Origin of the sequence: Paenibacillus guangzhouensis, from assembly GCF_009363075.1 — a bacterium.
Classification (GTDB): domain Bacteria; phylum Bacillota; class Bacilli; order Paenibacillales; family Paenibacillaceae; genus Paenibacillus_K; species Paenibacillus_K guangzhouensis.
The window spans coordinates 3,868,667-3,883,783 of the sequence record NZ_CP045293.1; the positions used below are offsets into that span (position 1 = coordinate 3,868,667).

The 15,117-nt window shown below is 48.1% G+C and carries 12 protein-coding genes; 4 read left to right on the top strand and 8 right to left on the bottom strand.

What is annotated here, in order from left to right; translation table 11 throughout:
• Window positions 1-127: 127 nt before the first annotated feature.
• The 8 genes from GCU39_RS17300 to GCU39_RS17330 form a co-directional block, all read right to left on the bottom strand.
• The gene (locus GCU39_RS17300; protein ID WP_193726525.1) at window positions 128-1,528 is read right to left on the bottom strand and encodes a response regulator transcription factor; all 1,401 of its coding nucleotides are present in this window, start codon (window positions 1,526-1,528) and stop codon (window positions 128-130) included.
• Window positions 1,503-3,287: a sensor histidine kinase gene (locus GCU39_RS17305; RefSeq protein ID WP_152394661.1), complete on the bottom strand. Its 1,785-nt coding sequence runs from the start codon at window positions 3,285-3,287 to the stop codon at window positions 1,503-1,505. Before GCU39_RS17305 ends, GCU39_RS17300 begins: the two co-directional genes overlap by 26 nt.
• 143 nt (window positions 3,288-3,430) lie before the next feature.
• Window positions 3,431-4,768 carry a DRTGG domain-containing protein gene (locus GCU39_RS17310; protein ID WP_152394662.1) on the bottom strand — a complete coding sequence of 446 codons (1,338 nt, stop codon included), beginning with the start codon at window positions 4,766-4,768 and terminating at the stop codon, window positions 3,431-3,433.
• An 84-nt stretch (window positions 4,769-4,852) separates the two neighbouring features.
• A complete protein-coding gene (locus GCU39_RS17315; RefSeq protein WP_152394663.1) occupies window positions 4,853-7,579 on the bottom strand; it encodes an Ig-like domain-containing protein in 2,727 nt (908 codons plus the stop codon).
• Between the two features lie 120 nt (window positions 7,580-7,699).
• Entirely contained in the window at window positions 7,700-7,822 is a 123-nt protein-coding gene (locus GCU39_RS32320; protein WP_265333401.1) for a hypothetical protein, read from the bottom strand.
• A 64-nt stretch (window positions 7,823-7,886) separates the two neighbouring features.
• Window positions 7,887-8,180 carry a hypothetical protein gene (locus GCU39_RS17320; protein ID WP_152394664.1) on the bottom strand — a complete coding sequence of 98 codons (294 nt, stop codon included), beginning with the start codon at window positions 8,178-8,180 and terminating at the stop codon, window positions 7,887-7,889.
• A 111-nt stretch (window positions 8,181-8,291) separates the two neighbouring features.
• On the bottom strand, window positions 8,292-8,627 hold the full coding sequence (locus GCU39_RS17325; protein ID WP_152394665.1) for a YlbF/YmcA family competence regulator: 336 nt from the start codon (window positions 8,625-8,627) through the stop codon (window positions 8,292-8,294).
• 147 nt (window positions 8,628-8,774) lie between these two features.
• The gene (locus tag GCU39_RS17330; RefSeq protein ID WP_152394666.1) at window positions 8,775-9,941 is read right to left on the bottom strand and encodes a DUF445 domain-containing protein; all 1,167 of its coding nucleotides are present in this window, start codon (window positions 9,939-9,941) and stop codon (window positions 8,775-8,777) included.
• Between the two features lie 147 nt (window positions 9,942-10,088).
• Here GCU39_RS17330 and GCU39_RS17335 point away from each other — a divergent pair, with 147 nt between their 5' ends.
• The 4 genes from GCU39_RS17335 to GCU39_RS17350 are packed head-to-tail and all read left to right on the top strand — an operon-like array spanning window position 10,089 to window position 15,077.
• Window positions 10,089-11,453 carry a YheC/YheD family endospore coat-associated protein gene (locus GCU39_RS17335; protein ID WP_152394667.1) on the top strand — a complete coding sequence of 455 codons (1,365 nt, stop codon included), beginning with the start codon at window positions 10,089-10,091 and terminating at the stop codon, window positions 11,451-11,453.
• A gap of 13 nt (window positions 11,454-11,466) precedes the next feature.
• Window positions 11,467-12,597 (top strand): YheC/YheD family endospore coat-associated protein, encoded by a 1,131-nt coding sequence (locus GCU39_RS17340; protein ID WP_227793248.1) that lies wholly within the window; start codon window positions 11,467-11,469, stop codon window positions 12,595-12,597.
• Entirely contained in the window at window positions 12,594-13,967 is a 1,374-nt protein-coding gene (locus tag GCU39_RS17345; RefSeq protein ID WP_152394668.1) for a YheC/YheD family endospore coat-associated protein, read from the top strand. Before GCU39_RS17340 ends, GCU39_RS17345 begins: the two co-directional genes overlap by 4 nt.
• Window positions 13,968-15,077 (top strand): YheC/YheD family endospore coat-associated protein, encoded by a 1,110-nt coding sequence (locus tag GCU39_RS17350; protein WP_152394669.1) that lies wholly within the window; start codon window positions 13,968-13,970, stop codon window positions 15,075-15,077.
• Window positions 15,078-15,117 lie beyond the last annotated feature (40 nt).

Genomic DNA, 15,117 nt, shown 5'->3' on the forward strand with positions numbered 1-15,117 from the left:
GACATTTCTTCGATTGTCGCATCAAATCTGCCCTTTATTTTCAATCCTTTTATACCTTGACAACTTAAATGATCACAACACGACAAAACAACCCGGAGAAAAATCTTCCGGGCTGTACTACACCTATTCATTTGTGCTCCGCTTGAATCGACCGAAAAATGCTGGGCAGCATCCCCGTCTGTTCCCGGAACACACGGCTGAAATACTTCTCGTTCATATATCCCGTCTGAACCGCAATCCAATAGATAGGCTTGTTCGTATCCAGCAGCAGCTTCTTCGCCCAGTCCATTCTTGCTTGACGCACATAATCATTGAATGAAGTGCCCACGATATCGCGGAAGCACTGGCTTAAATAGCTCTGACTCAAATTCACTTCCAAGGCCACTTCTCTTAGCGTAATGCTGCGGCTTAAATCCCGATGAATGCTCTCGCACGCCTTCCATACACAAGAGACGACTTCTTCCGAGAACGTCGGTTTGAATAGATACCCGGCCAGCACCGAGCGTAATTGATCTAACCACGATTTCCATTCCGACCATGAGCCCTTCGTATGTACGGATGAATCCCACAATCCCTCAGGCACAATACGTTCCCAACGGGTCGCTGCCGCGATGAATAACATGTCGAGCTGCGAAGGTTCGATTTTGATTTCTTGCAATTCAGCGATCAGATCTTCATATTGCTCGTCATGAATCACCCAGTGCAGGCTGGACCAGGAATTCTTAAGGCGCTGCATTTCCTCATCTGTGACCTGCTTGTGCTCTGACATTTGCAAGAGACTGTCATAGCTTTCTCTCCAAATCCGTCCCTCGCGCTCATCCCACGCATAGAACATGAATCGTTCTCGATATTGACGCAGTCCGCTGACCACGGATCTTAATTCTTTACCGTTGATATCTTCAAGCAGCATGATGACGCCATCCCGAAGGAAAGGATCCTTCTGCAGTTCCTTCTCTATGTCGTCGAATGATAGATGATTAGGCTTAAGTCGCACCCAAATTCCCGATGCGTACTCTTCAACCGGTTCCCCAGCAAAGGTCGGTTGTATCGAGAACTCTTCACTGAAGGGCTGCGCCATCCATACAATCGCACGCTCTGCAGCGGTTGTATGTGTATGCTGCGAATCAGGCACTTGTGCCTGGTGAGACTTATCAAATCCGATACGCTGTACGATTCGCTGCAATACCTCTTCCATCTTGTCCTGCTGAAGCTCAGTCTTCGCAATATAATCAATCGCACCGAGCCGCAGCGCCTCTTGTATATACTCAAAATCCTGATGAAAGGTTAGAACGACCGTCCAGATTCGGGGATACCGATCCCGTACGATTCGAATGAGTTCAATCCCATTCATACGCGGCATCGCAAGGTCCGTGATCAAGAGATCAATCTCATGATCTGCTAGAAATTCGAGCGCATCTTCACCATTTCCAGCCTCACCAATGATCTGCATCCCGAATTGGTCCCATGGCATCAATGAGATGAAGCCTTTACGAACGAGCCTATCATCCTCCACGATTAATACGCGCATGTCCATACCCCTCTCCTGTAACGTTTAGCGGAAGCGTAACGATAATGCTTGTCCCTTCATCACGCTTACTCCTGATGTGGATCGAGGCATCGTCACCATACTGATACTTCAATGTTCGGACGACATAAGGAATCCCGATGCCAAGACCTCGTCGTTTACGATCCTGGCAGTTCTCGTCGAGCAGTTGCTCCTGTTCCTCAGGCGTCATGCCAACCCCGTCATCCGAGACCACAATACGGATCTGCTCCTCTTCGACGAGACTAATATCCACGCGAATAAATCCGTCATCACGAATACCGTGATATAGTGCATTCTCGACAAGAGGCTGAAGCATGAACCGAGGAATCCGGCTCTCTAGCTGATCCGGCTCCACCGAAATCCGAATATCAAAGTGGAATTGATACCGAATTTCCTGGAGAACGATATAATCCTTCAGTGCTTCAAGTTCCTCCCGGATGGATACCGTCTCCCCTTTGCCTAAATTGTAATGAAGCACGCGATTGAGCGATGAGATCATCCGGTCAATATCCTCTTGTCCGTTCATTCTCGCCTGCCATCGAATGGTATCGAGGGTGTTATGCACGAAATGAGGATTAATTTGCGACATCATTTTCTCTACCTCAAGCCGCGATTTGTTCCGCTCACTTAACTTAATATTTTCGATCAGCTCCATAATCGTCGTTTTCATCCCATGAAACCGTCGCAACGAGTAATCAAACTCATCTGTCCCTGTTAATTGCAGCTCCGTTACGAATTGATTATGCTCCATGGAACGGATCTCACGATTCAGACCGGTTAGTGGCCTTGTCACGGTACGGCGGATAAGCCAAGCAAACGCCAAACTAATACCGAGGGATACGATTGCAACAAGTACAAAGAGAAGAAACCAATTCAAAATCTCACGTTTGTAGGACTCAAGCGGAATTACCGCTGCGACGCGCCAGCCTTGATTGCTGGACTCGTCGAATATGTAATTGCCCCCAACTCGCAACCGGTTCTCATGCTCGTCAGGCAGCACGATTTCCGAGCCAATCGGAAACGAATCCAGGTCCTCGCTATACGCGACTCGATTGTCCGTATCAATGATGAGATGCGATACGCTCATCCCATATTGCAATTTATTAAAGATCATGTCCACGAGACGATTATCCGTCTCCATGTAGATATACAATTGATCCAGATCCGGCACGTCAATCTTGCGGGTAAGTGACATGACTGTACGATTGAACTGCGCATTATACGTCTGATGGGGGCCGTAATACGTTAATCCATGCAGCTTCGTGAACTTGGGCAGCGCATCTGGATTGAATCCCTCTTTCACTTGTAGGTTCGGGAACAAGATCTGATTGGCTCCCGTGAAGTAATAGAACATGAGGCCAATGTTCGGATTGGTCGATGTGAGCAAATTCATTTCCGTCTCAATCTCGCCAGCAAGTACTTTACGATCGTAAGGGTGTTCATTGGAGAGATATTTGTATATATTTTTCCCTACACGGCCATCGAAGGCGAGCTGTTGTGATGCATAGTTCAGGTTACTCAGCACACTCTCAAGCGATATACGCACCTGCTTCAGATTGCTATGGATACCGCTCGTAATCTTCTTCTCAAGAATGGAATGCATAGACATGTAAGATATCATGCCAATGAGCAGAAGAGGCACGAGCGAGCTCAGGAGCAGAACATTAGTTAACTTGCCTTTGATAGATGTAGGAAAAATAATTTTACCGACAATATGCCGCATATGCTTCAGTGTATTCATGCTGGACCTACTTTCGTAAGCGATTTCAACACATCGATTTGCCTGAATTATAAAACATCCTCCTAGAATCAACAACAATAAAAAATGCAGCCTTCCGCGCTTACGCGCATTGAGCTGCACTCCTATCCTATATTTTATTCAACTCAAGCCTCACCAAAAGCTTGCGCTGTGATCATCGATTTGCAGACAATCTGATCGTCACACGTCACGACGACATCCACCTTACAGAAGCGCCGGCTTGCCTCGATCATCTCGACGCGAACCGTCATTTCTTTCTCAATCTGAACCGGTCTCAAGAAGTAGAATGTCATATTCTCCACCACGTGATCAATATTCCGCTCATCGCGTATGAAGCGGTATACCGCTTGGGTAACAATGGTCGTAAATACCCCTTTGGAGAGCGATCCCAGATGGCTCGACATCTGCGGCGTGACTTGACCGCGGAAGTACAGCTTGTTCTGCTCATCCCGCTCCTCCTCGAAGTGGCTCCAGATGAGATCGTCGAACGTCTCCCCGAGCTGCGGCAGCTTCTGCGAATCCCGCATCGCCTGCAGAACCTGCTTCCGTGTCGCGGTCGAGAGCAGCTTGCGATTACGATCGACGATCGGCAGCACTTCGATGCCTTCCCACGCCATCATATGGGCAGCGGTTGCCAGAGACGTGCTCATCGTCACCGTAATCGGATTACGCGTATAATGCTTGTCGATCACGTGATCCGGTTCTAGAACGGAAATATCCTTGTACGTAATCATCCCGATGACATGGTTCCATTCATCGACCACGGGGAACCGGGATTGTCCTGTCCGTTCACGAAGCTCTTGGAAATCTCGAATGGTACTATGTGATTTAAGCGCATTGACTTTCTTGCCAAGTTCAACGATATCCTCGATCAGCATAATCTTCTTCTTGATCAATCGGTCATAGATCGCACGGTTAATAAGTGATGCGACCGTAAATGTATCATGCTTGCAGGAAATAATCGGCAGATCGAGCGCATCGGCAATCAGCTTCACCTCGCGGCTCGCCTCAAAGCCCCCTGTAATCAGGACCCCTGCGCCCTGCTGCAAGGCTAAGCGATGTGCACTCTGCCTGTTCCCGACGATCAACAGGCTTCCCGCGTCAATATAGCCGAGCATATCTTCCAGCTCCATCGCACCGATCACATATTTATGGAGCGGCTTGACGAGTCCCTTGGAGCCTCCAAGGACATGGCCGCCAACGATTTTGACGACCTCTTCGAAAGTTAAGTGCTCGGATAAATGACGGCGTGAAGCCTTGTCGACCCGAATCGTCCCAATCCGATCTTTCGTTAAGACGTAACCAATATTTTCTGCTTCCTTTACGGCGCGGTACGCGGTCCCCTCACTGACCTGCATTTCTTTGGCGAGCTTTCGCACCGATATTTTGGACCCAATCTTCAGCCCTTCGATATGCTGTAGCAATAGCTCGTGTTTTGTGAGTGTCTCTTCATGAAAATCCACGCTGTATCACCTCGAATCCGAATCTGTACTATTTCTCTAGTATAGCATCCGAATGCGATTTTTTACACCTGCATCCTCACTGTATTATTTGGTGCGGAAGCTCACCCATTGTTTGTCCATACCAACCTGGTTCACATCGAGCAGACGCCCCGCGCCTTGATCCGTCACCCGAATTTGCCCGTAATCGCGCTTTTTCATCCGATCTACCGTCAACGTAATCGTCTTGCCGTCTTTCGAGATGTCGCCTGCCGTAGGCGTCAAGCGCTCCCCGTCCACAACGATCTCAAAATCATCAGCTGATCCTTTGTACCCTTGGAGCGGTGCGCTTAAGGTTAGTACAATTTTCGTGCCCTCTGCGCCGACGTTCTCGATATAAGGCGCTTCATGCTTCGTCCCTTTCGCTTTGAAGATCGACTCATTTACCCCCTGTCCCGGGTCGTACCCTTTTCCTTGATCATCCGCAATCTGACCGGATGCCACGTTATAGATGAGCTTATAATCATCATTTTTCTTCAACCCATCCACCTTGTCGGCAAACAAATGGATATAGAGCTTCGTGCGATCTTCTGATACTTCGAAGGCAGCATTTTCGCCCGATTTAAGATCCAATGCTTTTCGTTCCTCGCTCCATAGCGTATAAGGACCTTTCTCAGCATTCCGAACCGGTTCACTGAATTGCACGGTAATATTATACGGATCTGTCGAAGACGTGCCTGTAATACGCGGCGCTGCGTTATTGTCGCCAATGCCTTGGAACTGCACACTGTAAGGATTCGATCCATCGGTCACCTTCATGCTGTTCCAGCCTGCTGCATCCGTCACGCTCCCCGTAAATGTCATCGTGTAGATATCCCAATCGGTTGGCGAATCCAGATAAAGGACAACTTCATCGACCACTTTATTGCGATTGTTGATGGAATCGGATTTGATGGTCACATACCCACCCTTCGCATCTCTGATGATGAATCCATCACGCGACACATTACGCACCGACTCGCTGAACTGCACCAAGACGGAACGTTGGTCGAGCGCCTTCACCTGCTTGATCGTCGGAATCGTATTTGCGTAATCCGTGCCAGAGAACGATTTCACGTTCGCTTGATTCCGCGTATTCAGGTTCGGCAGACCATAGACGGAGGCTTGGATCGTATGCTGCTCACGGAAGAGATTCGGGTTCCCGTTATCTGCCGTTCTGAATTGCACGCGAATCGTCCGGCTGTCCGGCTGCGTGACATAAGACTGCCATCCTGACATCGAGACGCCGTTCCCATTATCCCGATTGATGACGACGTTCAATTGTGCAAGATCAGCAGTGGTAAGCGGATCGTCCACACGGATTTCAAGTGTGTTCCAATCGATAGCCCGGATGCTCTGTACATTTAATGTCATCCAAGCATCATCATTTACACCTGTGAAATTAACCTTCGTTGGGTTCTTAATCTTATTCCCGTAACGGTCTTCAATAGATTTCATCGTGACCGTGTAGACTTTCCCATTTACCTGATCAGGTGTCGTTAGCGTGACGGATTGGTTGGAATCATTGTAGCTAACGCGTGTTGGATAACCCAGATCCCCATTGATGCTGTAATTGTACTTATCTTCCGCGGTTCCCCGGTCCAGGCGTTCGTCGAACCAGAGGGTTACTGTATTCGAATCAGAGGTCACCTTGTTAACAGCGGGCGCCGACCGATCATCATCTTCACCGAAGCTGAAGTTCACCGGATCCAGCGTATTGCCTGCCTTATCCGCAACGCGATAAGCGACAAAGGTATAGCGTGTATTCGACTTCTGCTCGGAAGTCTGAATCGTAACGGTACGACCGTCATTCGAGAGCTCTGCGCGATAGAGATAAAGATTGTTATTCACGGAGTAGTTGGATAAGTCTGTCGCGGAGCTAAGATCGACAGGCTCGGAGAAAGTAATGGACAGCCAATAGTTCGAAGCAGTATGGAATTCAATAATGCGAGGCTTCGTGGTGTCTACAGCAAGCGAGACGAATGGCTTCGTATTGTCATCCACTGTGAGTGTGTATTGCGTGGAGCCTTCTTGCGGATCGGTAATAATCTCAACCTTCTTCCCGTCACTGCTAAGAACAGCTTGGCGAACGGTTAGCTTACTATTGCCATAGGTTTTGCGAATCGTTATATTGTCCGGCTTAATAACAGATACTGCTTCATTCAGGTTCAGGACCAGCTTCGTATTCGAAACGACATCTAGCGATTTGACCTTCAGCGGTCTATACTCCGGTTCTGCCATTTTCTTGTATGCGGCATACGTAGCATCTACGAGCAGCGCTCTGGTCGCATTTCCCGTGTAATCGTACATAATCGGAATAATGCCTTTATCGAGTGCGACAGCTACCGTACTGCGTGCCCAAGAAGATACCTTCCCCCCAACACCGTTGGTGGTCGACCCTTCGATGCCATAGGCACGCACAAGCATCGTAGCAAGCTGTTCGACCGTTACTGGCGCCGTAGGTCCGAACTTGCCTGCGCCGAGGCCCTTCATGAGACCTGCTTGCGTCGCTGCCTCTACGTATCCATAGGACCAACGTGTCTTCAGGACATCGTTATAGCTCGGTGAACCTTGGACTTGCTTCAAGTCCATTAATCGGAATAAGACGGCAGCGAATTGCTCGCGTGACATTTCTTCATTCAGTCGTGCGCTGCCGTCCGAAAATCCCGTGAATATCCCCTTATCCTTCAGAATTTGATACTTGTCTAATGTCGTCTCTGCAGCTGCTGATACGTGATTTGAGAAACTTACGGAAACTAACATGAACGTTAATATAGCTGTTGTCCATCTTCGCATATGTTGCGAACCTCCCCCATTCACTGGTCTGCTTTGCAAAGCATGGATATAGACGTTCTTTTTACCAGAAAGTTTCAGTTCCGAGGGCCCAAATATCGTTCGACAAAAGCTTGGAAAATTCTACCGGGACACTTCGACAAGATCACTCGCCGCGATCGCTAAATCTTCGATATGAATCGCTTCATCTTGATTCAAATCGAAATTTTTCTCGCTATTCCAGTCGCTACTTAACAAAAAAAGCATAAGCCATAAGAGTTGCCTCTTAAGCCCATGCCTTCATCCTGTAACACGCTTAACCAGGATCGTATCATTCTCCTCGGACACGTGTCTTCCGTTCGAGGGACTGCGTCAACTTCTGCTGCCATTGCAACCGGCGATATCTTCGTAGACGCGCGATCTTCTCCTCCTGCTTCTCGCTCGTTAGAAGCAGATAATGAAGCTGTGATAAGATGATTAAAAATGCAAATATGAGCCAGACATAGACGAATACCGTACCTGCTGACCACGACAATAATAGATGAAGTTTCGGCCACGCGAAGAGCAGCATGCCGAGTGCAGCGCCCAAATATATAATTGATTTTGTGATGTTCCACGTACGCATACGCAAAAACTCCTTTGCATGTTTGTCCTATTCTTCACCCTATGTGAGGAAGAATCGAAATATGACAACATGCAAAGGAGTTCGAAAAAAACATTCGGCGATCGTGATCTTTTATTGATATAGGAATTCTAAGTTTTGCAGCACGATTTTGTTAATATCTTCAATAATGACACTTAGGCGACGCTCTGCATCGAACAAACGGCTAATGTTCTGGTTCATCTGGAGCAGCTCGAACATTTTCTCCATCTTCTCCATCTCTTCCGGGTTCGGCATATCGCCAGTCATCATTTTCTGCTGCATCTCAGCTTGCTTCGCACGGAACTCGTCCAACATACGTTTGCTATCCGCATCCGCTGCGATCAAATTCATCATGCTCTTCACTTCTGCCACTTCAGGGCAATCTTTCAACGCTTTTGCAAGCTCATGTGCTTTATCATATACATTCATTCTTCTTCTCTCCCTTATAAAGGTTGTTCAATTAATCGACATCGAATCTTGCGTTCACCTTCGAAGAGCATATGCTTACGATGCTAGTTTTCATAGAAAACTTTCAGGTGCTAAAATGCCGTCTTTTTGAACTCGCACTTATTGCTATCATCCTAACCACAGCATGAACAGCGCCTGGAATAACCCAATAATACCGCCGAGCAGTGCGCCAAGCCAGGTAATGGCCTGAAATTCACGTCCCGACACACTGAGAATGATCTGCTCCAAGCGTTCGATTGGGAACCGCTCAACCTGCTCGCGAACGAGCTGAGGCAATTGAATCGACTTGACGATATTCGCCATGTTGCGTTCCAACATTCCTAGCGCCACCTGAACAACGCGAGGGACGAAAGACGTCAGACGCTCTTCAAATCGACTGACAAGCGAGCCGATATGTATTTCTTCCACCTGCTGTGCCCACGCTTTCCATTGTAACATGTTCTGGGCATAACGTGATAACCAGTTCAATCCATCCTCGCCTGCCATGGAACGAAGAGCCTGATCAAGAGACATGGTCGACAATGATTCGAGCTTGCGCTCGATCTTCGTGCTTAGAATCACCTTTACATGCTCAGATTCTAATTGCTCGACCAATACAGGCGTAATTTTCTGAACGATTTTCTCCTCATCCATGAACATAGAGGCCATCGCGCCTAAGAAGCCGCCAGACTGGCTCACGAGCCCCGAAGCAACACGTCTTAACATCCGCTGCCCTTGCAGTGAAGTAATCTCTTCACGCACTGCGTTCATGATGCCTTCCGCCGCCATATCGGACCACCGCGTCATCAGCTCTGGCGACCAACCTGGAATGAGTTCCTGCAGTGGCTTATCTGCCAATTCATACCGATTCCATGCCCACGCGATACCTTGATCCACCGCGCCCTGCAGCCAGAGTACGGTTCGATCTTTGTAGGCTTCCCACGCTTCTTCTGACATGTAGTGAAGCGCGAGTTCTTTGACCGTCCTATCATCTTGAGCTAGTCGCTGAATACCCTCTATTAATTTGTTCTCAATTTGGTCTCGAAAATGCGGCTTTTGCAGCATCTCCTTCAGACCATCCGTTGTGACGAGGTAATCTGAGACAATTTCACCAAGGGAACCCGCAATTTCTTCTTTGCGCTTCGGAATTAATCCTGGCGTGAACGGGATGCGCCAACTCCCAATATACATGGGCTTCCTTGGATGAAATAACATTTTAATGGCAAAATGATTCGTCAGCCCCCCTACGAAGGCAGCAACCGAAATACTAATTAGAATATACAACCATGTCTGCATATAGCTCCCCCATTTCTTGTTGGTTTATTTGTTTTTCATTAGTGGGTCAATCACCAAGGGAAATATGTCCTCATATGATGAATCTATGCAGTGTAGTACAGTAGGCCACTCTAGTCCCAATACGTTGTAGTTGAGAGGAGCTCCACAATGTCTAAAAGCAAATTCCCCATCCAGGTGACCAGCTCCAGCATCATACAAGAAGATGTGCTCATGATTGGGGAAAGTACGATCAAACAGTGGAAAATCCCTACCCATCAATACTTGATGCTCCATTTCGGTTCATTCAGACAACACGTGAAAGTCATACCCGTACCAAAGTACGACGGAATCCGGATCCATCCCTCTTTGGCGCGCAAAACAGGGCTGTTCTCAGGTGTTCAACTTCGATTGAATTACAAGAGCGGAGTACTCAGGATGGGGCCACTGATCAGCGTGTTGATCAGCCGTGATTATTCCGAGAACCCGGATAAACCCTTTGGCACCATCACGGGCTTCTGCAAAGAACTCGTCGACGCCTGTCGTGTTCAGGGTGCTTTTGTGTATTTCTTCACGCCGGATCACATCGGCTCGAGCACAAATCAACTTCAAGGCTGGGTCTATCATGACCGTTGGCAGAAAGCGATCCTTCCCATTGGGGATGTCATCAACAACCGTCTTACATCCAGAAAATTTGAGAACAAACCTAGCGTACAGCATTTTCTGAAAGAAGTAAAATCCCGTTACAAAACGCCTTTCTTCAATGAGAAATTTCTCGATAAGTCAGAAGTTTTCGAGGCCCTTCGCAAAGACGCTTCCTTACAGCGATTCCTACCAGAATCCCATATGCTGCGCAATTTCGCGGGATTGAAGGGCATGTGCTCCAAATATAGTCATGTGTTCCTCAAGCCCATTCGCGGGAGTCTCGGGAAAGGAATCATCCGTGTAAGCAAGCAACAAGGCGGGGTCGTCTACCAGGCCCATTATGCAACGATGAACGGGACTCGCCGAGCAACCTATCCCTCGCTGATGAAATTGTTCACCAGCCTCTCCATCAAAATGAAAACAACGCGATATCAAATGCAGCAAGGACTCCATCTCATTGAGAACACCAAACGTCCCATTGACTTCCGCGCCTTAGTGCAGAAGAATGCTACGGGCAAGTGGCAAGTTACTTCCATTGTCGCTCGAACGGCTGGAGATCATCACTTTGTATCCAATCTTGCACGAGGCGGAACGCTGAGCACGGTGAAAGAAGCGGTCGGGAAATCCAATCTTCCACCCGGCAACAAAGGCGATGCCCATGTTCGACTTCATAAAGCAGCGCTTGATATTGCCAAGGGTGTTGACGATTTCATCCCTGCACACTTCGGTGAACTCGGGATTGACCTTGCACTGGATACTTCGGGACATATCTGGTTGCTGGAAGTGAATTCAAAGCCATCCAAGAATGACAATACGCCACTGAAAGAGAATAAGATCCGGCCTTCTGTTAAACAAATGATTGAATACTCGCGTTTCCTGTCCGGATTCTAAAGGAGTCTTGCCTGTGTCAAAAAATAGAGCCTATAAGTCCGCAGGGTATCTTGGCATTATGGTATGTGAGACGAGAGGGAATCTCCCGATTCCTGAAAAATCATTCTGCCGGCGATTATGTGAAATCGGGCGTAAGCACGGCATTACCGTCTTTGTCTTCTCCCCAACCTGGTTACGGCCCAAGCTTGGGCGGGTCGTTGGCTACGCCTATACCGACAAAGGTTGGGAACGCGGGGCTTTTCCAATTCCGAAGGTCGTCTATGATCGATGCTATTATCCAACGCTTCAGAAATATCTCGAAATACAACGTGCGATTCAGCGGCTGAACGATCTCTCCCCCATTACCTTCCTCGGTCGAGGGTTGAAGGGCAAATGGGATGTGTATCAGATGATGTCCAATTATGAATCCGTGAGTCCACATCTGCCCAAAACGATGCTATACGATTCGATCTCATCCCTAAGCGAGTGGATCGAAGCTTGTGGCGGAGAAGCCTTTCTGAAGCCGCATGGCGGAAGTCACGGCAAGAATACGTTATATGTACATCGGAAGGATGGGAAGTTGTTCATTCGCGGTCGAAGTGCAAGTAATGAGATTATCGAGCGAGTATTCAAGCAAGAAGCAGCAGGTTACCGCTGGATTCATCAGTGGATTGGCAGCCGCAAGTTCATTATGCAACCCTATCTGTATTTAAATAACCGAAATGAAGAGCCCTTTGATATTCGATCCCTTGTTCAGAAAAATGAGCACGGTGAATGGCAATTGACGGGGATGGCTGTGAGGCGCGGAAAACCAGGTTCCCTCACCTCGAATTTGCATGGCGGCGGGCACGCGGAATCCGCAACCCCCTTCCTCGAGCGTGAGTTCGGCAACGTCAAAACGGCAGGTCTCATCAAGAGCATCAAGGAACTTTCGCAGCAGATTCCTCTTTTGCTCGAAGAACGCCACGGCAGATTAGCGGAGCTCGGTATTGACTTTGGTGTCGATCGCGATGGGAATCTCTGGGTGCTTGAGGTTAATTCCAAGCCAGGTCGATCCATCTTTCTGCAAATGAATGACCGCTCCACCGCCTTGAAATCTGTTGAGAATCCCATTTTATATGCTCGTTATTTATTGCTTCGACAACTTAGGAGGGTCCATTCATGAGTTTAATGGTTTGTAATGTTCATTTTACGCAGCAGCCCGAGAAGGTCGTCTATGTCTCAAATGCTTTGATGAAAACACTAAAGTTAACCGGCAAAAAGTCTATACACCTTCGACTCGGGAGAGTGTCGATCCCCGCGACGATGAAGCCCATCAAGAAGTCTGGGAAACATCTCTATCTGACTACGGGGCTGCGTAATTCCATCCGAATTCCGAATTCTGGCAATGTCTATTTATTGAATACCAATACGGACGAGGTTCAGATCGGACCCTTGATCGGCGTTCTCTCGGATGCTTCCGTTCGAACGGCGACAAGTCCTTTTGGCAGTCGTACTGAATTTATTAAAACACTGCTTCGCGAAGGCAATAAGAAAGGGTTCTTTTTCGCGTTCGCCCCAAGAGATATTAACTGGGTGGATGATACCGTGCTTGGCTACTTCCTAAGTGATTCAGGCTCGTGGACCCGCAAGACTGTCCCTCTTCCTGATGTCGTCTATAATCGGCTGCCAAGCAGACGTGCTGAGACTGGGACGACGATTGGTACGTTACGAGACCGCTTCATTAAGCGCAAGATCCCTTTCTTTAACTGGAGCTTCTTCAACAAGTCAGATGTCTACGAGCTGCTTAAGGATGATGAAGAAGCGAACAAATACGTTCCCGAATCGGTTATGGGACCAACGCCAGAGAAAGTGAAGGAAATGCTCGATAAACATCAATTCCTCTACTACAAACCGACGGCGGGAAGTCTAGGCATCGGTATATATCGTCTGACCCATAACCCTAAAAAAGGGTATTTCGCCAGGTATCGGTCGAAGGGAAGCAATGTGCTGCTGCGGTTCAATACGTTCAATAGTCTGATGCGTATGCTCCAAGCCAAACATGGCCGTTCCCTGCATAACTATGTCATTCAACAAGGCATCCGGTTGATTGAGATCGATCAATGTCCGATTGATTTTCGCTTCCACATGCATAAGAACGGCAGTAATCAATGGGTCGTCGTCGGCATCGGTGCGAAAAAGGCAGGTAAGGGCAGTGTAACCACCCATGTGAAGAATGGCGGCCAACTTCTTACGCCAGAACAAGCATTAAGCAGGGCCTTCGGTCCACGGGCCAATGAAGTGCTTCAACGAGCCAAAGATATATCCATCAGTCTCGCCGAATCCATCGAGAAGAACTACCCCCATTTGCTAGGAGAGCTTGGGTTCGATATCGGCATCGATCAAGATGAGCAGGTCTGGATGTTCGAAGCCAATGCCAAACCAGGGCGCTCTATCTTCAAACATCCTGCGCTCCGCAAAGAAGGAAAAGCATCGATCATCCATATCATTGAGCACTGTATGTATCTCAGCAAATTTCGGAGAGGAGAGAGCTAGATGGATGCAGGCGACCAAGAGACAACGAAACCCGTTGTAGCTATTCTGACAATCGAAGATGACCAGCTGATGTTCCGCGGGAATCGCGATAATTTCATCGATATATTGCGAACAGGTAAAGAATTGGGTTATCTGGCCTACGTTGTAACCGTCAAGGATTTGAGATTAAATATGGCCAAAATCGCGGGATACACGTATAACAACGAACTAAATCAATGGGTACAACAATGGTTCCCTGCCCCACAAGTGATCTATAATCGAATTCCGCTGCGTGAAGATGAAATCGAACCTGCAGTCCAGAAAAAGATAGAAGAATGTTTGGCGAATCCAAAGATTAAAATATATAACCCTTACTTTTTCAACAAATGGAAATTATTTGAGTGGCTCAAGAAATCCAAATTGACGAAGCCGTATATCCCAAGCACACATCGACTAACTGGATCGACGGAGCTTGGCAAGCAGCTTCTGCGCCACTCTTATCTCTATCTTAAGCCCGAATCCGGTAAAGCCGGCGTAGGGATCATGATGGTGAAATACCAGCCGAGCAGGACGCTGCCCTTTCGTCTGAAGATACAAGATAAGAAAAATAGCACCACTTACAAATGCTCCACCCTGAGCAAGCTCTGGGCGCGGATTAAGAAGGAAGCCGGACAAACGCAATATATCGTCCAGCAAGGGATCGAATTGGCCTCAATTCAGCGGAGGCCCTTCGATCTACGGGTCCTTATCCAAAAGAATCAGAGAGGGCAATGGGAAGTCTCCGGAATCGGAGCCCGTATGGCAGGTTCGCTTAGCATTACGACCCACGTTCCACGCGGAGGAAGCATTGAAGATCCGGAAAAGCTGTTAATCTCTGCATTCGGTCAAGTCCCATGCCGGAGAATCCTCTCACGCGCCCGCAGTACTTGCCTTACCATCGCGAGGCAGCTCGAACGAGGTTCCGGCTTTCAATTAGGGGAAATGTCCATGGATCTTGGCGTGGATGCTCAGGGTCATATCTGGTTCTTCGAGGCGAACTCGAAGCCCATGAAATTCGATGAACCCCATATTCGGAAGCGTTCCATCGAGCGTATATTCCAGTACAGCACATTTCTCGCACAACAAGCCTGATCCACAACCAACCAATACTTGAGAATACGAGGAATACAGG